General features: G+C 34.9%; 23 protein-coding genes and 2 tRNA genes. 5 read left to right on the forward strand and 20 right to left on the reverse strand.

Features of this window, described 5'->3' with window-relative positions; translation table 11 throughout:
• Nucleotide 1: 1 nt before the first annotated feature.
• The 3 genes from AC6EIY_RS09825 to AC6EIY_RS09835 form a co-directional block, all read right to left on the reverse strand.
• A complete protein-coding gene (locus AC6EIY_RS09825) occupies nt 2-535 on the reverse strand; it encodes a phycobiliprotein lyase (RefSeq protein WP_498506719.1) in 534 nt (177 codons plus the stop codon).
• Nucleotides 536-555: 20 nt separating this feature from the next.
• Nucleotides 556-1,365 (reverse strand): phycobilisome rod-core linker polypeptide, encoded by an 810-nt coding sequence (locus AC6EIY_RS09830; RefSeq protein WP_498506720.1) that lies wholly within the window; start codon nt 1,363-1,365, stop codon nt 556-558.
• 96 nt (nt 1,366-1,461) lie between these two features.
• Nucleotides 1,462-2,088 (reverse strand): TVP38/TMEM64 family protein, encoded by a 627-nt coding sequence (locus AC6EIY_RS09835; RefSeq protein WP_498508218.1) that lies wholly within the window; start codon nt 2,086-2,088, stop codon nt 1,462-1,464.
• Between the two features lie 201 nt (nt 2,089-2,289).
• Between AC6EIY_RS09835 and AC6EIY_RS09840 the strand changes: the two genes are divergently transcribed.
• Nucleotides 2,290-3,234, forward strand: a complete 945-nt coding sequence (locus AC6EIY_RS09840) for a UDP-glucuronic acid decarboxylase family protein (RefSeq protein ID WP_498506721.1) — start codon at nt 2,290-2,292, stop codon at nt 3,232-3,234.
• A 65-nt stretch (nt 3,235-3,299) separates the two neighbouring features.
• Here AC6EIY_RS09840 and AC6EIY_RS09845 read toward each other — a convergent pair whose 3' ends face one another.
• From AC6EIY_RS09845 to psbB, 12 genes are all read right to left on the reverse strand, one after another.
• Nucleotides 3,300-3,530: a hypothetical protein gene (locus AC6EIY_RS09845; RefSeq protein ID WP_498506722.1), complete on the reverse strand. Its 231-nt coding sequence runs from the start codon at nt 3,528-3,530 to the stop codon at nt 3,300-3,302.
• Between the two features lie 393 nt (nt 3,531-3,923).
• Nucleotides 3,924-4,112, reverse strand: a complete 189-nt coding sequence (locus AC6EIY_RS09850; RefSeq protein WP_498462189.1) for a photosystem I reaction center subunit XII — start codon at nt 4,110-4,112, stop codon at nt 3,924-3,926.
• A 300-nt stretch (nt 4,113-4,412) separates the two neighbouring features.
• A complete protein-coding gene (locus AC6EIY_RS09855; RefSeq protein WP_498506723.1) occupies nt 4,413-4,523 on the reverse strand; it encodes a hypothetical protein in 111 nt (36 codons plus the stop codon).
• A 652-nt stretch (nt 4,524-5,175) separates the two neighbouring features.
• Nucleotides 5,176-5,251: transfer RNA gene (locus AC6EIY_RS09860), tRNA-Phe, on the reverse strand.
• Nucleotides 5,252-5,391: 140 nt separating this feature from the next.
• Entirely contained in the window at nt 5,392-5,658 is a 267-nt protein-coding gene (locus tag AC6EIY_RS09865; RefSeq protein WP_498506724.1) for a DUF2470 domain-containing protein, read from the reverse strand.
• 72 nt (nt 5,659-5,730) lie between these two features.
• Entirely contained in the window at nt 5,731-6,987 is a 1,257-nt protein-coding gene (locus tag AC6EIY_RS09870) for an FGGY-family carbohydrate kinase (RefSeq protein WP_498506725.1), read from the reverse strand.
• Between the two features lie 22 nt (nt 6,988-7,009).
• Nucleotides 7,010-8,239: a methionine adenosyltransferase gene (gene metK / locus AC6EIY_RS09875; RefSeq protein WP_498506726.1), complete on the reverse strand. Its 1,230-nt coding sequence runs from the start codon at nt 8,237-8,239 to the stop codon at nt 7,010-7,012.
• Nucleotides 8,240-8,262: 23 nt separating this feature from the next.
• Nucleotides 8,263-9,051, reverse strand: a complete 789-nt coding sequence (locus tag AC6EIY_RS09880; protein WP_498506727.1) for an HAD family hydrolase — start codon at nt 9,049-9,051, stop codon at nt 8,263-8,265.
• Nucleotides 9,052-9,069: 18 nt separating this feature from the next.
• Complete coding sequence (locus AC6EIY_RS09885) at nt 9,070-10,179, reverse strand: 30S ribosomal protein S1 (protein ID WP_498506728.1); 1,110 nt, start codon at nt 10,177-10,179, stop codon at nt 9,070-9,072.
• Nucleotides 10,180-10,282: 103 nt separating this feature from the next.
• On the reverse strand, nt 10,283-10,762 hold the full coding sequence (nrdR, locus tag AC6EIY_RS09890; RefSeq protein ID WP_498506729.1) for a transcriptional regulator NrdR: 480 nt from the start codon (nt 10,760-10,762) through the stop codon (nt 10,283-10,285).
• A gap of 188 nt (nt 10,763-10,950) precedes the next feature.
• Nucleotides 10,951-11,046: a photosystem II reaction center protein T gene (locus tag AC6EIY_RS09895; protein WP_011294325.1), complete on the reverse strand. Its 96-nt coding sequence runs from the start codon at nt 11,044-11,046 to the stop codon at nt 10,951-10,953.
• Between the two features lie 38 nt (nt 11,047-11,084).
• The gene (gene psbB / locus AC6EIY_RS09900; RefSeq protein WP_498506730.1) at nt 11,085-12,608 is read right to left on the reverse strand and encodes a photosystem II chlorophyll-binding protein CP47; all 1,524 of its coding nucleotides are present in this window, start codon (nt 12,606-12,608) and stop codon (nt 11,085-11,087) included.
• Between the two features lie 470 nt (nt 12,609-13,078).
• Between psbB and psbM the strand changes: the two genes are divergently transcribed.
• The 4 genes from psbM to AC6EIY_RS09920 all read left to right on the forward strand — a co-directional run bounded on the left by psbM (nt 13,079) and on the right by AC6EIY_RS09920 (nt 15,272).
• The gene (psbM, locus tag AC6EIY_RS09905) at nt 13,079-13,237 is read left to right on the forward strand and encodes a photosystem II reaction center protein PsbM (RefSeq protein WP_269609630.1); all 159 of its coding nucleotides are present in this window, start codon (nt 13,079-13,081) and stop codon (nt 13,235-13,237) included.
• 131 nt (nt 13,238-13,368) lie between these two features.
• Nucleotides 13,369-13,815 (forward strand): acyl-CoA thioesterase, encoded by a 447-nt coding sequence (locus tag AC6EIY_RS09910; RefSeq protein WP_498506731.1) that lies wholly within the window; start codon nt 13,369-13,371, stop codon nt 13,813-13,815.
• A 51-nt stretch (nt 13,816-13,866) separates the two neighbouring features.
• Nucleotides 13,867-14,688 (forward strand): peptide chain release factor N(5)-glutamine methyltransferase, encoded by an 822-nt coding sequence (prmC, locus tag AC6EIY_RS09915; protein WP_498508220.1) that lies wholly within the window; start codon nt 13,867-13,869, stop codon nt 14,686-14,688.
• Nucleotides 14,689-14,690: 2 nt separating this feature from the next.
• Complete coding sequence (locus AC6EIY_RS09920; RefSeq protein ID WP_498506732.1) at nt 14,691-15,272, forward strand: L-threonylcarbamoyladenylate synthase; 582 nt, start codon at nt 14,691-14,693, stop codon at nt 15,270-15,272.
• A gap of 185 nt (nt 15,273-15,457) precedes the next feature.
• Here the strand turns inward: AC6EIY_RS09920 and AC6EIY_RS09925 are convergent.
• From AC6EIY_RS09925 to AC6EIY_RS09945, 5 genes are all read right to left on the reverse strand, one after another.
• A tRNA-Thr gene (locus AC6EIY_RS09925) sits at nt 15,458-15,529 on the reverse strand.
• Between the two features lie 131 nt (nt 15,530-15,660).
• Complete coding sequence (minE, locus tag AC6EIY_RS09930; RefSeq protein ID WP_498506733.1) at nt 15,661-15,999, reverse strand: cell division topological specificity factor MinE; 339 nt, start codon at nt 15,997-15,999, stop codon at nt 15,661-15,663.
• Nucleotides 16,000-16,003: 4 nt separating this feature from the next.
• Complete coding sequence (gene minD / locus AC6EIY_RS09935) at nt 16,004-16,819, reverse strand: septum site-determining protein MinD (RefSeq protein ID WP_498506734.1); 816 nt, start codon at nt 16,817-16,819, stop codon at nt 16,004-16,006.
• A 164-nt stretch (nt 16,820-16,983) separates the two neighbouring features.
• Complete coding sequence (locus AC6EIY_RS09940) at nt 16,984-17,631, reverse strand: septum site-determining protein MinC (protein ID WP_498506735.1); 648 nt, start codon at nt 17,629-17,631, stop codon at nt 16,984-16,986.
• Between the two features lie 2 nt (nt 17,632-17,633).
• Nucleotides 17,634-18,893: an HD domain-containing protein gene (locus AC6EIY_RS09945; protein ID WP_498506736.1), complete on the reverse strand. Its 1,260-nt coding sequence runs from the start codon at nt 18,891-18,893 to the stop codon at nt 17,634-17,636.
• Nucleotides 18,894-18,900 lie beyond the last annotated feature (7 nt).

Consider the following 18,900-nt stretch of genomic DNA (forward strand, 5'->3'; position numbering starts at 1 on the left):
TTTATTTTTTCGTAAAGCGAATTTCGGATGCATAAGATGTTTGCAAGACGGCTGATGAATTTATTGCTCTTGTAACAGAAGATCTACTTCTTAAATTATTGGAGACAAACCATATTCTTTCTTCTGTACATATATGATTATAGTTTGAATGAATAATTAGCGTTCCATCATCAAGAAATTTATATAATGATGTTAATTGTATTTCTTCAGTATATCCAACGCTTCTGATTATTCTCCCTTCTCTTCTAGAAACCTCTATTGGAATGAGTATACTTTCGCCAGACATATTTTCTTTTTGATTCTCTTCTCCCCATTCACTTTTTGCCTCCCAATTAATTAGAAATGCTTGATTTATTTGATTAGCATTTGCTAGATCATCTTGTAATAATTCTCTAACTCTAGAATCGTTACTTTTAACAGGAATAATTTTTACTCTGCTTCTTATTTCTTCAAACTCTTGAAATGCTAATGAATGTCCGCTTCTCATTGAGTTCCATTCTCCAACACTCTTTAAGAAAAATTCTTCAATATTCATCTAATTCATTTGAATAGTTGTTAATTTAGTTTTAGATAATTAAATGATTTCAAAATATCACTTGTTGCAAAAGCTTGTGTTATGGAAGAGGTTTCGAGAAAACTTTTTGTTTTAAAGCCAACTGGAGAATTCCATGACCTAATATATGGAACTATATCTTCACCGAAAACATCATTGTATTCATCAGAATCTATTAGAAAATCAATATGAGCTTCAAACCCTAGTTTATTTATAATATTAGAACTTTTAGTCACTTCTATTTGACTTTTGATGGGCCTACCGAGGATATGCTTGTATCTTAGCTGGATAGATTTATATTGGCTAATATTATCAAAGTAGAAATTCTTATAAATAGTTGATTTACAAATTCTTCTTGTAAATTCTCTTACTGTGATATCACCATTCCTTAGTTTCCTTTCAATATCAATTGGTCGCTCCGATTGCATTAAAGATAAGTTCCCAAAAATGTTTTTATATAAAGCATTTGTTGCTACAAGTAATGCGTCATCATCATTAGGAACAAATTCATTGATTTGAAGCTTATTTATTTCTGCTCTTTCTTTAGTTATTATATTATACTTATAACTTTCAATCTTTTCTCTTCTATAACTGCTCATAACCCTATTATATATTAAGTTTTCGAATTGTTCTGGTTTGGTTTTAGATGTGGTTGTGAATTTTTCTTTTTCACCTGGCATAGATACACCTCTTATATGTAAACCATATAATGTTTTTTTACTTCCTGATATTCTGCTTTTATTATACTTTACTGGATTTTTATTGATAACTTCCCCTCCTATTTTGAGCGCTTTAAATGGAATGCTTGACATATCAATATGGAGTACTGAGCAATTTTAACAATATAAAGAGAATAAATATAAATTTGTTCTTTTTAGTTATCTAAATATTTAGTACTTGTTTCGAATTCATTGACTTTTCTGTTGAGTTTCTGAGACTCTATTTTTGTTGAAACCAGTTATCGTTGCTAGTGCAAACATTCCAAGTAAAGCTCCCCCAAGCATTAAACCTGCGCCCTGGCTTACACCTGCTCCAACAGCAACAATAATTGAATCACTTATCAATAAACTAATTATTAAGGCAGGGGTGAAAATTCTCCAACGTGTTCCCCCTATCCCTAGTGCGTAGCTTAAAAAATCAAAAAGTCCAGTCATTAGGAGTCCAGTCATTAGAAAGAAATTTCCTTCTAGTTGATTTTGATTGAAACCCTCAATTCTTTTCATGGCTTTTACCCCAACTAATTTCCGAACAGGAGAACGCCCAAAATTCCGAGCTATAAAAAATGCTAACTGACAAAAAATTAGGTCTGATATGAAAATAGTTAAATAGCCTGTTTTAAAACCAAGCAATGATCCAGCCAAAAGTGAATAAACAGAACTCGGCAATGCTGGAAGGATAACACTTATTCCTCGAAGTATAAGAATTCCAAGAGGTGCCCAAATGCCCATTTCTTTTACGACACTTCTTAATGGTTCAATTCCATAGGTCTGAATCAAGAAGACTAGTAAAATGAAAGCACTTGCGAATAATGCAATGAGAAGGGTTTTCTTTAATTTTTCTTTTTTCAAATTGAACTCCTGGCTATAGAGGATAAGCTTTTAAAAGATTTCTAATTTAATTATCCTATTTAAAATGTATTTATTTAAGTTAATCCATAAACATTTACGTGACTTATAAAATATCGATTTAATGAATTTTTGCAAGATACCAAACAAATTATTAAAGTTTGAAATTTGATGGCCACAATTCCTTTAAGAAACTTGATTACTGGAGGTGCTGGCTTTGTGGGGTCTCATTTGGTTGATCGTTTAATGATATCTGGAGAAAAAGTTATATGTTTGGATAATTTTTTTACTGGGAGTAAAGAAAATATTGAATATTGGATTGGAGATCGATCTTTTGAGTTTATACATCATGATGTTGCTGAGCCAATCACACTTGATGTTGATCGGATTTGGCATTTAGCTTGTCCAGCTTCTCCAATTCATTATCAATTTAACCCAATTAAAACAGCTAAAACTAATTTTCTTGGAACATACAATATGCTTGAATTGGCGAGAAGAGTTGGAGCTAGAATATTATTTGCTAGTACTAGTGAAGTTTATGGAAATCCCGAAATACATCCTCAACCAGAAAATTATAATGGTAATGTTAATCCTATAGGAGTTCGAAGTTGCTACAATGAGGGTAAGCGGGTCGCAGAATCGTTATGTTACGACTATGTGAGAATGCATCATATAGATATAAGAATTGCACGAATATTTAATACTTATGGACCTAGAATGTTATTAAGTGATGGAAGACTTATTAGTAATTTATTAGTTCAATCTATACATGGAGAGGACTTGACTATTTATGGGAATGGTCATCAAACACGAAGCTTTTGTTTTATTGATGATTTGATTGATGGTTTGATTCTGTTCATGAATTCTTCAAGTTTAGGTCCTATGAATTTAGGGAATCCAGAAGAAATTTCGGTATTAGAAATAGCTAATCTTATAAGAAGTGATTCTGTAAAAAAAGTAAACTTAAAGTTTTTAAATGAAGTTGAAGATGATCCTTTTAGAAGAAAACCTTCAATTGATCTTGCACGAAAAGAATTAAATTGGCAACCTAAAATAATATTTAAGGAAGGATTAAAAATTACAAGACAATATTTTCGGGGAAAATTAAATTTATAAAAAGTAAATAATTAAGCAACTATTTTCTCTTATATATCAATTAAACTGTCTTTATGAATTAAAACTTATGAGAGGCCTAACAACTTTATCCTGAATAGAGCTAAATTCTTTGATTGTTCTGGATTTTCAATTAGGAAAGGATGTGTTTTAATTTTTTCAAAAGTTATTTTTATTTTATCTTCTATATTTAAATCATTATTTTTTTCTAAGTCACAACCTTTCCATGCTGCATCAAATGCCATTGCAAAGCTGTCAGCATTATTATATGAATTTTCATTAGAAGCTTCTAAATTCATAATGGCAGGATAAGATTTATACTACTTAATAAGAATATTAAAAATAGGTAAGATTATTGATTTATGTAATCATTGTTTAATTGATTTGATAACCCCTAGTTTGGATTAGTTCTTAGATAAATAAGCATATTAAAAAATTTGCGGATAAATGATTTCAAACCCAACATAATTAATATTTGTTGTTTAGGATGTGGTCTAGCGTCAGATGTTGATTTTGCCAGATGTAAACGATATTTTAGTTTTATTGATTGTGATCTTTATCGTGATCGTTAACTGCCTTCGAAGAAAATCGAAGTAGATAATCAGTGTTTTCACTTGAAAAAAATTTTTTATTCACTCAAATTATCTGTTTAGGTATAAGGGTTGTCTTTTGATTCTTATCAGTGTTGGGAATTAATTATCTCTGAGAGTTGTTCCAAGCCTCAAAGCTAGAACTCCAGCAAAAATTACCATTAAAAACGATATTCCAGCAAGATCAGGTGAATTGATTCCGAGCCCTGATGAGAAATCAACTTTTGATAAATCAAAAGTGCTTTGAACTCCAAGTAAAAGGTTCATCATCTCTTTACTCCTAATTTCCATAATGCTAACGCAATATAGAAATGATCTTTTATTTTTTTAGCTTCCAGGTTCAACTCTCATGCGATTTTGTAATATTTAAGCTGTTCTTGAATTTTTTTAGGGTTTTCAAAGAACTTAAACTTGGTTTGATCAAGGCTTAAATCCAAGATTATTGGTTACTCGTTTAGAAGAGAAAAAGGCTTTGTCTTTTAGTCCCTCTAGTAGGATTTGTTGGAACTATCTATATTTTAAAAAAATTCAAGAACAAGCATTATTGATTTGGTATTCAATTAATCTCCAATAATTCGATAGCAGTTCTCTCTAAGTCTCATGTTCACCTTCGTAATCCAATTGAATCTTGTTTTTTAATTTTGTTGGAATTCCTTTTTTAGTGCCACACCAAAGCTGAGTGAAAACTGTCGGAGAAAACATTACAGACTTCGGATCACGAATAAAAAAACAGAAAAAAATCTCTAGTTTGCGCAACTAACCATCCTTTTGGATTTGGCAATGCTTTTCTTATTGGTTGGTTCATGTAATTGATCCCTGCAGAGGATTATTCCTAAAAGAAGAGACGAAAAATATTTTTCTCACTCCCTAGCTTCTTTGCCGCTGGCAAGACAAGTCTAATTAATATAAAGATACTGTTTTGTCTACGCCAATAACTCAAAAGTTTTTTCAATAACAAAAAGATCTCTTTTTGAGTAGGCCTTATGAATACCAGTCGCGAGTGTTTTCTTCCTACCACGGAAGAAGAGCTCAGCTAATAAGTTTGAAGGTATTTGAATACCCTAAGGATGAAGTCTTAACAGGTTGGTTTGAAGATTGGCATGTTTTTGCAAGAGGCTAAAAGCACTTTGAAGAAAATCATTAGAAATGCCTTCTGTAAGAACTTGGGAGTGCAGTGGGCTAGAAATAAGACTTATGAGAGGAAGAAAACACCTTTCAGTTGGCAAAAATGCATTGGTTTTTAAGATCCTTGAATAGTTTTTTGTATTTATATGAAAACCATAAAAGTGTTGATATAGAGACTAAAAAAGCACCTAATTAGGTGCTTTGGGTATCCAAAAATTCCAATTTTAGATGGTGCCAGGACCCAGATTTGAACTGGGGACACGGCGATTTTCAGTCGCCTGCTCTACCAACTGAGCTATCCCGGCCTATTACTCTAATAATCTACCAATTCGTCAGTACCTTATTGAAAAACAAATCGAAATCTCATTAATTTTCTTTCCCCCCCTTTAAAAGTAATTTTGAAATGATGATGAATTTAAATGGTATGGGAAAGAGATTTTCATGTCTAAGTAGGGATGTCTTTAATCATCCTTACTAATGTTTTATGAGCATCTGAGCAGTCTTGAAGAACATGATCAAATTGGATGTTTATGGTTAGATCATCAATTTTTAGTTCAATTGATTCTGCGCTTAGGCTTATCATTTTTGCTGATCTAAAAGTTTCTATTTTCCCGTAATGTTTTGCATAGGCATTGACGGCATCTTGGTGATCTTTGTTCATATGATTGCATATTCTTTTACTCGAAGATTTGGTAATGGGTTCAGAATTCATAGGTTTTTTGATAATTGATTTAAGAATTAATGAATAAGATAGTGAGGTTGCAGTGAAAACATATTAGAAATTTTATAGAGTTTTATTATTTGATGATGAGATGGCTTGTAATGCAATACTAGCCACTCCTGCAGCAGGTGGCCTATTGCAAATCTTTATTGGGATACCTATTTCTTTTTCTCTAATTTTTTTCCAAGTAATATTTTTTGCACCTCCTCCAATAGTAATTATTTGCCTTGGTAGATCAGCGCCTATTTCATGAAGTTTTTGCCACCCTCTAGCTTCAATTTTTGCTAATCCCTCTAATAATGCATGAAGGTAAAGAGAATCACTAACTGGCCTTGGTTCAAGTTTAGGTTGTAAATTTGGATCATCGATGGGGAACCTCTCTCCTTTTTTTGATAATGGAAGAAGATCTATCCCTGTTGATTTATAAGGATTAATTTGCTTGCTTAATTCTTTAATATATTCCAGATTAAAAAAATCAAGTAGGATTGCACCGCCTGCATTAGAGGCCCCTCCTGAAAGCCAAGTGCCTAATATTTTATGATTTGATATTCCTTTCCCTGCAAGGGGCTTTTTGACAAACTTCTTAATAACTATTGTACTTCCAAGTATTGTAATCCCATCATTTTTATTAGGACATGTTGCTAAAACTCCTGCATTTGAATCTGTGGTTCCTGCTATTACTTTTAGATTTTTAGGTAAATTTAATTCATCTGCTTTTTTATTGCATATAGTTCCCATTAATTGACCTGAAGGAATTATTTTAGGTAGACATTTTAGCCATCTTAAATTTTTGAATTTTTCTGGCCATGAATTATTTACTACTTCCCAACCCATTCTAATGTTGTTACCTTCTTCTCCATACTCCCAATTATTTAAAAGCCATCCACTAAGCCAATCTGCTTGGTGTCTCAAGATGATTTCGTCACCATGTACGGCTAAAAGCCTTAATGCTCTTCCAACACTTCCACTTAAGCTGGAGCCGGCACATTCTTTTAAAAAGAGATTGTGAATTTCATTTTTATATTCTGAACAGGATAAGAAATAGGGTAAAGCCTTCCCAATTGGAATCCCATTATTTCTACATGCTAAGAGTGTTCCAGATGTTCCTGCTACAGAACATGAAACTAATTTTTCTTTTAGATCTTTAGGAACTTCTTGAATTAGTTTTTTTAGGCAATATATCCAGTCTTCACATATCTCTATACCTGTAGAGTATGGCATTGCTGAGGTGTACAATATTTGATTCTTAGTGTTAATTATTGCTATTCTTAAGCCTGTTGTACCAAGGTCTATGCCAAGTACAAGCGATTTGATCAGCATTGAAATTTAATTTCAATTTGTTTCATATATGACTTATCAATTCTTTGGCTTTTTTAGATACGTCCTCCCATGGAAGAAGAATATCAGTTCTGCCAAAATGACCATAGGCAGCAGTATCTCGATAAAAACTTCCACCTCTAATACTTGGTAGGTTTTGAAGATTGAAAGTTTTAATAATTGCGCCTGGCCTTAGATCAAATTGATCTTGTACAAGTTTCGTTAGTTCATTGTCTGAAATCTTCCCTGTCCCAAATGAATCCACAAGTATTGAGATCGGTTTAGCAACTCCTATTGCATAACTTAATTGAACTTCAACTTTTTTTGCAAGATTTGCTGCAACTAATGCCTTCGCAACAAATCTTGCTGCATAAGCTGCAGATCTATCAACCTTTGTAGGATCTTTCCCTGAGAAAGCACCTCCTCCATGTCGAGCATAGCCACCATAGGTGTCAACAATTATTTTTCTTCCAGTTAGACCTGCGTCGCCTTGTGGACCTCCAATCACAAACTTCCCAGTTGGATTAACAAGAAAACGAGTTGAATCTTGAGAGGGTTTTAGAGGTAGGTCTTCAGTAGCAGGCTCAATAACAAATTTCCATAGGTCTTTTGAAATTCTCTCCTGAACTTCTTTTTCAAGAGTTAATCCATCGACTTCAGCTTGATGCTGGGTAGAAATCAATATTGTGTCTATAGACGTAGGTACTCCGTTTTCATAAGAGACACTTACTTGGGTTTTCCCATCAGGTAATAGATAATCAATTATTTTTTGATGCCTTACAAATGCAAGACGCCTAGCTAAACGATGAGCAAGACTGATTGGTAATGGCATTAACTCAGGAGTCTCGTCGCACGCAAATCCAAACATAATTCCTTGATCTCCAGCACCAACTTGATCTAGCGGATCAGTTGAATGATCATCTGCTTCATCTACTCCTTGAGCAATATCAGATGATTGCTGATCAAGTGCTACAAGGACTGCGCAACTATTCGCATCAAATCCCCCAGCACTAGAACTCTCATATCCTATTTTTTTGATTACTTCTCTCACAAGCTTATTGAAATCTACTTCTGCTTTAGACGTTATTTCTCCAGTTATTAAGCATAACCCAGTATTAACAACTGCTTCACAGGCGACTCTGCTGGTTGGATCTGCACTTAAGCATGCATCTAAAACTGCGTCACTAACTTGATCACAGATTTTGTCTGGATGCCCTTCAGTCACAGATTCAGATGTGAAAACGTATCTACTCATTTGAAATATCAATCTTAATTATTTTAGTAGCTTGAATGAATCGTTAATTCATTCAAGCTTTTTATGAGAAATCTTGTTTCAGTAAGGATCGGGGGGTTTTCCCAGCCCCCTGTGAAGCCTATTACTACTGGAATATCAGCTTTTTTGGCCATTTTTAAATCAGTATCTGCATCTGAAATAAGGGCAAATTCAGATGGTTTTAAGTTCATTTTTTTGCAAAGTTCTATAACTGCTTCTGGTTTGGGTTTGGAAGGTTTATTCTCTGCACTCCAGAAATAATCAAAGATACCCTCTAATTTGTTGCTGATGATAAATTCTTCAATTCCTTTTTGAGTATCATTTGTCATTAATGCAATACTCACTTTTTTTTTTCTTAGAGAAACTAATAGATCAAATGCTCCTGAAATTAAAGTTCTATGCTTTTTCATTCTCGATCTATTAGTAGAAAGGAAAATATCTACTTCATCGAAGATTTCTTCACTTATGGAAAGTGACTTAAACCAATCAAAACCAAACAATGTAAAAATTGTTGCAGTAGATAAAATATTATTCTCTTTAGATGCAATGGCAAGACTTGCATTGGCAGAAAGAGCTTGTTTTTTTAATCCATAAACTGATTTAAGTAACCTTTTTAATAAAGTAATTCTAAGATTATTTATCTTTAATTCTCTAAATTTTTTAGCTGCAAATTCTATTCTGGTTTTGGCTAATTCTAGTAAGCATTTTTCACTATTTGATAAAGTTCCATCCTTGTCAAATATTATTCCTTTAATTAAACCAATAGAGTTATTTCTTATAAAAAGTTCTGCCATCTCAATAAATGTAAATAATCAAATAGTCATTACTGCAATAGGATCTTCTCCTTCTTCCGCTTGCTCAAGAAGCATTTGTTTGTATCTTGCTGCCATCTCTTCCGCTTTATCAAAAACTTTCTGAGGATCTGTCAGCATATCTCCAGGTTCTGGCTCAAGTGCTTTTGTGGAAAGGGAAATTCGGCCTCTTTCAGCGTCTAGATCTATTATCATTACTTTCATTTGATCATTAACATTCAATACTGAGTGAGGAGTTTCAATATGCTCATGACTTATTTCAGAGATATGTAGAAGTCCACTTACACCTCCGATATCAATAAATGCACCATAGGGTTTGATTCCTCTTACTGCTCCTACAACAACTTCTCCAACTTCAAGGCGATTCATTTTTCTCTCAACCAAGGCCCTTCGATGACTTAAAACAAGCCTATTTCTCTCTTCATCAACTTCTAAAAATTTTAATGGTAGGAAGTCTGCTACTAGCTCTTCTTTGGCTTTTCTAGTACTAATATGTGATCCTGGAATAAATCCTCTAAGACCTTCAACTCGAACGAGAGCCCCGCCTCTATTAGTAGCAAAAACCTCTGAGTAAATTGTGGCATCTTCTTTCTGTAATTGTCTAACTCTTTCCCAAGCTCGTTGATATTCAATTCTTCTAATCGATAAAGATAATTGGCCATCTTCATTCTCTTCAGTCATTATAAAAAATTCTCTAATTTCTGTTGGCTGCAAAACATCACTCAGCCCTTCTACCCTATTAATGGATACTTCTTGCATTGGCATAAAAGCAGCTGTTTTGGCGCCAATGTCAATCATTGCTCCTTTGGATTCAAGAGCAAACACAGTTCCATTAACTATGTCGCCAGGTTTAAAGTTGTAGTCATATTTGCTTAGTAAAGATGCAAATTCATCAAGGGTGAAACCTGCGCTTTCAAGATCACTCTTAGTAACTCTGCTTGAAGAGTCGTCAGCAGATGGAATGTCTTTAGGAATTTCTTCTTCTTTTAACTGATTAGTGGAATTTTCTTCAAATTCTGTACTTAACGAATTTGTAGTGCTTTCTTCAGTTATTGATGTTTCTTTTTCAGGATTTGTTTCTTGAGCTTTACCTGCTGGATTTTCTGACATGCTTGAATGGCGGTCTGCCTTTTTAGGACAGTGCGATAGAAATACAAAATGGCCCGCCGACCAAATTGAAATTAAATTCTACTTTATTGATAGGTCTTTCTAGTTAAATGACTGATGCCAATTGTTCTTTTTTTATTGGTTTTAGTGATTCAAGGGTTTTCATGAAATCATTTATTCCATCAAATTTTCTGTAAACAGAGGCAAATCTTATGTAGGCAACTTCATTGATATCTTTTAAATGTGTAAGAACCATTTCTCCAATATCGATTGTTTTAACCTCTTTGCGAACACCTCTATGGAGTTCTAATTCTATTTCGTCAACAATAAATTCAATTTTCGATGCATTTATAAGTGTTTTTTCACATGCTCTGTTTAAACCATTAATTATTTTACTTCGATTAAATAGTTCTTTTGCGCCGCTTTTTTTTAAAACAGTGATTGGTATTGTTTCTACTCTCTCATAAGTAGTAAATCGGAAGTCGCAATTTAAGCACTCCCTTCTTCTTCTTACACTTCTTCCAGAATCAGCTGAACGAGATTCAAGAACTCGGCTGTCTGTGTTTTGACAAGATGGGCACTGCATGCAGCCCTTTTAAATAATTTAACTAACTTTAAACATTTATTTGGCTCCTGAGAAGGGGCAAAATAAATAAACATACTTTTTATTTGGAAAAATGTATGTTTTAAAGATTAAATCAAAATAACTTTTGATCTGTAAGTTAGACAATAAAAAAAGCCCTGACGTTAAGTCAGGGCTTTTTTTATTGTGTTTTACTTGTCGTACTTTGGAGGATCGCGAAATGCGACAGCAAAGAACAAGGTTACAAGTGCCAAAGTGAGTATTAGCACGTAGGAGAAAGCTTCCATCTAAGTTCTCGGTAAAAAGGGGGGTAAAGAATCCTGACTTAGGCCCGACCAGGGATTCGGCGTGTTGAATCGTCTCCAAGTTTTTTGAAGAGACCAAACTCAACTTGATCGCCTAGCTCTGGATCGATACCTGAGAATCTGTCGCCGAAGAGAGTCCTTGCAGCGTGCCACCAGTGACCAAAGAGGAATAACAAGCCAAAGCACAAGTGTGCATAGGTGAACCATGCTCTTGGAGAGCTTCTGAAAACACCGTCAGACTTGTAACGATCTCTGTCAAACTTGAAGGCTTCTCCAAGTTGAGCCTTTCTGGCTAGACGCTTAACAACTACTGGATCAGTAAATGTTTGTCCATTTAATTCACCACCATAAACAGTAGCTTTAACTCCTGTTTGCTCAATGGAATACTTAGCTTCTGCCCTACGGAAAGGGATGTCAGCTTTAACGTTTCCATCCTTGTCTTCAAGAATGACAGGGAAGTTTTCAAAGAAATTTGGTATTCTTCTAACTTCTAAGTCATTACCTTCGCTATCTGTAAATGAGATGTGACCTTGCCATCCACTTGGCACTCCATCGCCATTAACCATTGCTCCAACTCTAAATAGACCGCCTTTAGCAGGACTATTTCCGACATAGTCATAGAAAGCAAGTTGCTCAGGAATAGATTCGTAAGCCTCGGCTTTTGAAGCCCCATCATTCATAGAATCTTGAACTCTACGGTTGATTTCAGTTTTGAAATACCCAGAGTCCCATTGATATCTGGTAGGACCAAATAATTCGACAGGAGTTGTAGCTGATCCATACCACATGGTTCCAGCAACTACGAAGGATACAAAAAGAACAGCTGCAAGAGCACTTGCAAGAACTCCTTCTAAACTTCCAAGCTTTAAAGCTCTATAAAGCCTTTCACCAGGTCTGTTTGTGATATGGAATATTCCACCAATTATTCCTAAAAGTCCTGCCCCAATGTGATTAGCGACAATTCCTCCGGCATTGAATGGATTAAATCCCTCTGCACCCCAGACTGGAGCGACTTTTTCTACATGTCCGGTTAATCCATATGGATCAGAAACCCATATGCCAACGGTTGAGCAATGAAATGCCCCAAAACCAAAGCATGTTAAGCCAGCTAGGAAAAGATGAATTCCAAATATTCTTGGAAGATCTAAAGCGGGTTCACCAGTGCGTGAATCTTCCCATAATTCAAGGTCCCAGTATGTCCAGTGCCATACGGCAGCAAGCATCAAAAGACCACTGAAAACTATATGAGCTGCAGCAACCCCTTCGAAGCTCCAAAAGCCGGGGTCTACTCCGGTTGCACCGGTTATATCCCATCCGTTCCAGCTTCCTGTAATTCCTAGGCGGGCCATAAAGGGCATGACATACATGCCTTGGCGCCACATTGGATTAAGTACTGGATCAGAAGGATCAAAAATGGCCAATTCATATAAGGCCATTGAGCCGGCCCAGCCGGCTAACAAAGCAGTATGCATGAGGTGCACGGCCAAGAGGCGGCCAGGGTCGTTGATGACGACTGTGTGCACCCGATACCAGGGCAATCCCATGGGTCAGGTTCGTATAACGAAGCTGCTTAATGCAGCAAGACTCGCATGATCGTAAATGGTATTGCTTGAGTTAATGCACAGGATGTAGATACCTGAAATGACTTTTGACACTATTGGATGGAATCTTGCAGGTTTTCAGTCGCTTATATTGGTGAGTATCCAGTTATAGACTAGAAAAAAGTGAAAAGAAAAGAAAAAAAAGAAATTTTCAAATTTAAAGTGATTTTGTAATTTTAAGCCGTTTTTGTATCAACCCAATTTCAAAAAACTGAAATTTTTAGATCAAATACACCTGAAAAAATTTTTTTAGACCTCCTTACTAATCCCAAAAATATTTATCTGGAGGTTTTTAAAACAAAATTTTTCGGCAAATTACAAAATCGCCATCTCTTTGATCCAAATCTCAGTTTTATTGCTGAAGGGATATATAGTCTGTTTGAGTAAAATTGTTCTGAGTAAAAACCTCGGTTATGGAAACCACTAGTTTTGGATTTGCCGCAAGTCTTTTATTTGTTGGCGTGCCAACCATCTTTCTCATTGGTTTATTTGTCTCCACCAGCGAAGGTGAGAAATCAAGCTTTTATTCAGATTCAAGTAAAGGTAGATTGAGCCCTGAACCTAAAAAGTAATCGAGAAATTTTTTTTTAACGAATGATCTCGGGTAATTGCTTGAGATCCAAATAATTGTTGAGCTTTGCTTATGAGTTATTGCTGTAAAAATTTTTTATTTAACTACACGCTTAGTAGATAATGTTTGCTTTTGAATAAATTTATAAAAAAAAAAGAGTGGAATTTAACTAAAACAATTCTTCCTCAGCACACTGATCATGCCGGAGTTATGTGGCATGGGTCTTACTTCAACTTCCTTGAAGAGGGGAGAATTGATGCTTTAAATAAAATTGGGATAACATATTCAACATTATCTAAAAAAGGATATGAAATACCTGTGATTTCAGCTCAGATTAAATATAAAATATCTTTTACACATGGTGAGAAAATATTATTGAAAAGTCAATTTAATCTTGTAAATAAAATAAAACTTAAGTGTAAAACTTTGTTTTTAAAAGTAAATGGTGATATTGGAGCAGAAGCATTGATAGAATTAGTTCTGGTCAGGAAAGAAAAAGATTCAATAAAATTAGTAAGACAAGTTCCTCCTGAAATTAAGAAAATTTTTTTACTTCTAGAAGATGGTCCTAAAATTTAAATGGTGGTTAATTCTGTTTCTGGTAATACTTTTCTTCATTGGAGAAGAAAAATGATGCTCAAAGGAGGTAGAAAAGTAGATTTTGATTGGCTTTTAGATATCGCAGCAGGAGTTTCTTGGAGTCAATTACAAAAAATAATTTTGAATCCCGAGAATTTTATTTCTCTAGAAATCTCAATTGAAGAATTAGAAGTTCTTTGGAAAGCTCATTTAAGAGATCAAACTCCACTTCAATATTTGATTTCAAAGTGTCCCTGGAGAGATTTTGAGTTAGAGGTTTCAACCTGTGCTCTTATCCCTAGGCAAGAAACAGAATTTTTGATTGATTTTGCTTTGAAAAAAGTGTCTGATATGAATTCTGGTAGGTGGGCTGACCTGGGAACAGGTTCCGGACCTCTTGCGGTATCTTTAGCTAAAGCTCTTCCCAGTTGGAATGGACATGCCTCTGATATTAGTAAAGATGCCTTAGATCTGGCAGAAAGAAATTTAAAAACTATAGCTCCTAATTCGAATGTGAGTTTTTCTTTGGGGGATTGGTGGGAACCTTTAGAAAAATGGTGGGGATGTTTTGATTTGGTTTTAAGTAATCCTCCTTACATACCCTCAAAATTAATTAAAGAGTTAGAGCCAATTGTGAAAAATCATGAGCCACTTATCGCTTTGGATGGTGGAGAGGATGGAATGAATGCGTCAAAAAAAATAATTCTTGGAGCATTAAATGGTCTTGCTAAAGGAGGTTGGTTAATTATTGAACATCATTATGATCAAAGTGAAAAGATAATTAATTTTATGAAGAATATTGGAATGGAAGAAGTCTCTTTTGAAAAAGATTTAAGTGGTATTAAGAGATATGCTTCTTGTCGCAAAAAATAAAAATGAGCACTGATCAATTTGAAATTTCTGACTTGGCCTCGAAGTTAAAAAAAGGATCTTTGGCTCTATTCCCTACAGATACTTTGCCAGCACTTTCTGCTTACCCTCAATTCTCCGAGAAAATATGGACTATCAAGAAAAGGCCCTCAAATAAGCCGCTGATATTGATGGGAGGATGCTTGGATGATTTGTTTGAGTTTGTTAAACCTTCAGCTATCGAAGACGGCTTGAAATTGGCAAAAAATTATTGGCCCGGAGCGTTAACAATTGTCCTTCCAACGATAGGCAGTTTCTCTAAGAATTTGAATTCTAATTCTAATTCTTTAGGTCTAAGAATCCCAGCTCTAAAACTTGCAAGAGATTTGCTATTGCAAACTGGTCCTCTAGCTACTACAAGTGCAAATATTTCTGGACAACCTCCTGTTAAAGATGCATTGGAAGCTTCGATTCAATTCCCTGGAATTCCGAGACTTGCTCCTGTTCCTTGGCCAAAGTCTTCTGGGATAGCAAGCACAGTTGTTGAATGGAGAGAAGGTAAATGGTATTTGTTGAGGTCTGGCTCGGTCATTTTGAATAACAAGTAACCAATGCTTTATTTGCTGGCAACAGTTTTACTTCTGCAGTCTTTTTTTTGGTGGCTATTAAAGTACCCCATAATGAGTCTTGAGTGGATTTTTCAATTAAAATTTTTAAATCTTTTTCTTGCTTCTCTTTTGATCTGGATTATCAGTGGTAAAGCTAAATAGATTTTCTCTCTAGAATTTTCGAATGCCGGCTAACAGATTTGAACTGATGACCTTCGCTTTACAAAAGCGCTGCTCTACCGCTGAGCTAAGCCGGCATTCTTTACATCTTACCTAAGAAAGGAAACTAAAAGTTGCTCCATAAAGGAAATTTGTTGAAAATAATTTTTTAAAGATCTTTTTTTTCTAAGCCAAAAGATTAGAGGCATCTTTTAATTGGTTAGGGACTTTAATCTGTCTCTTCAGTTTCTTGAGAATTTTCTTCTGACTGATTCATGGTCTCTTTAAGTTTAATTTGACCAGTCATAGTTCTTTTTATTGGGAGATTTGCAACTAGTGCGGTCATGCGATCTTCTGTTTCAAGACTGACTGCACCCTCATCCACATCTATCTCTACATATTTGGCTACCACCTCTAGTATTTCTTTCCTCATTTGATCTAAGAGCTCTGCGCTGAGATCGGATCGATCATGAGCTAAAACAAGTTGCAACCTTTCTCTGGCTGTGCTTGCGCTCGCAGGCTGTCTACGTAGTAGTTTGTTGATAATGTCTCTAAGTGTCATTGCCATTGCTTTAGAAAATTTTTGTTTGCATTAGTCTTCTAAATTTCGCCCCAATTCCCGAATTTTCCTCTGCGGGATCAATAAGTGGAATATCTTCTCCTTGTAATCTCTTGGCAATATTTAAATAACATTTTGCTGCTGGTGAATTAAGGCTATTTAAAGTTAGAGGCTCCCCTCTGTTGGTGCTGACAATTACCTGTTCATCTTCAAGTACGAGGCCAAGCAAAGGTAAGGCTAAAATATCAGTCACATCATCGATAGAAAGCATTTCTTGGTTCGCCATCATCTTTGGCCTAACTCTATTAAGAACTAATTGGACTGGTTTAATAGCATTTGTATTAAGCAAGCCAATTACTCTGTCTGCATCTCTTACCGCTGAAACCTCAGGATTGGTAACTATAATTGCTTCTTGAGAAGCAGCCATGGCATTTTTAAATCCATCTTCAACTCCTGCCGGGCAGTCTATTAAAACGTAGTTGAACTGTTCCTTTAGCATCTCGACTATGCGCTTCATATCTTCGGGTTTTAACCAATCAAGCATTCTTGGATTTCCTGCTGGCAGTAAAGATAGGTTTGATTCTTGTTTGTGCTTCACTAAGGCCTGATCAAGTCTGCATTCCTCCTCTAAAACTTCTTGTGCGGTATAAACAATTCGATTCTCAAGACCTAATAATAAATCCAAATTTCTCAGACCAAAGTCTGCATCTAAAACAGCAGTTCTTAGACCCTGCCTTGCTAGTGAAATTCCGAGATTCGCTGTAAGGGTTGTCTTGCCGACCCCACCTTTACCTGAGCAAATAAGAATGACGCGCGTATCTGTCGCCACGGACCTCCTTGAATTCGTCAAACTTTAGTTCGATTTTGATGAAGAAAAAAGCTTTATTGTGAGATCGGGAGCATTGGGTTTGCTTTTGAAGACATCTCTTAGGTTTTAAGTAGGGATTTTCTCTTGTTTTTGCTTGAAAGTTTTAGTTACTTTGATTTATTGAACTATGTTGTCTCGAGAGGGGTGATTATAATTTCTTCTGCATATATTCTTGCTTGTTCTGCGAGACCAATTTGAGGCTTTCCCTTGGGCCCTCTAGCAACTTTTTTAGCTATTCTTAGTTGAACAGGTCTGAGGTGAAGTGCGGAAATAGTTGCTTTAGAGTTCCCTTCGCTGCCTGCATGGGCAATTCCAAGAAGCCTTCCCCAAATAATAATATTTCCCTCTGCACTAACTTTTGCCCCCGGATTAACATCTCCAAGTATTAATAAATCCCCAGGGCTTTCAATATATTCCCCTGACCTGACAGTTCCTTGATGAAAGGTTGTTTTTGAAAAAGTTAAAATTTTTTTATTTTTCTCTAAGGGTAAATTTGAATTATTGTCAAGAATGAATTGAGAATTGTAACCAAGTGATTGAGAGCTTACTATTGTTTTTGGTGATGTTGAACAAAAACCAATTATCTTACAATTAAAGTAATTAGCAATTGCGTTTACTTCCATTATATTTTTACATGAAAGATCTAGACTTTTACAATCGATCTCGATCGTTCTTGAATTCAGGATTTTTAATTTATTTTTTAAACATATTATCCAATCTGAATATTTACTATCTTTGATATCGATAATAATTTTTTGAGGTTTTGAGTTCATTTTTAATTATGTTTGATTTTGAGCTTTTCTATTTCTATTTTTAAGTCACTTTCTATTTCCTTTGGATAAATTAACCATGAAGATTGGTTAGGCTCAATTAATCTTTCAACTAATGGTGATGCTTTCTCTAGTGCCTGTAGGTTCTCTCCATCCCATAGACGAAGACCATGTTTATAAGGATGATAGCTTTTAACTATTTGCTCTCGTAATCCACATGAAATATCTGGTTCAATACAATATTTTTCTGTTAATGTTCTAGCTTTTGCAAGAGCTTCTAGCCTTGTCTCTAAAGAGAAAGAGGATATATTTAATGCTTTTAATAAATTTCTATTTATAAAACGTTTGCAGAGATTAGATAGATTATCCGAATCAGATTCTTGCCATTTATTGATATGATAACCAGTGACTATGTCATCATTAGATAAAAAACATTCTAGACTCATTTTTTCATGATTCCATAACCATTCAGACATGTTTTCATCAGCCCATAGTTTTTTAGGACCAATCTTTTTTGCTGTTTTTATGATTTGTTCCAGTAACCAATTGCAAACCTCGTTTAATCTATGATTATATACGCTCCTGTACATTAGATTTCTTATTACTAAATAATGCTCAACTGCCATTAAACCTTTAGGCTGAATTGCTAAATCTCCATCTGGTGCAATTATCATTGCTGAGATTATTCGATCAATATCTATCTGACCATATCTGGCTCCTGTTGTATAACTGTCTCTCATTAGGTAGTCGAGCCTATCACAATCAAGCTGACTACTTATTAAGGCAATTATTGATTTTTCTGATCCTTTTCTTGATTGGATTAAATCTGAAATTGCTTTTGCATTTCCTTTCCCATATTTATTAAGTATCATGGCAATTTCTTGATTTGAATTTATTAATTTTGCCGTCCATGTTTCATGCTTGATTTTAAATATTTCCTCACTTGTATGACTTAGTGGTCCGTGACCTAGATCATGTAAAAGAGCTGCACCGTAGAGAATGAATTTGTGCTCTTTTAGTTTAGAATTAAATTCAGACAAATGATTTATTGCTCTTCTTGCTATGTGAAATACTCCAATAGAATGAGTGAACCTGCTTGATTCTGCACCATGAAATGTTAAATAAGCAGGACCTAGTTGTTTAATTCTTCTCAACCTTTGAAAGGGGGAGGAATCTATTAATTCCATCACCATTTTTTCTTCAGGGATTGAGCTGTTTAATGAAATGGATTGATGTAGAGGATCGTAATAAGTTCTTATTGGCATGCTTGCT

Source organism: Prochlorococcus sp. MIT2304 (assembly GCF_059772405.1).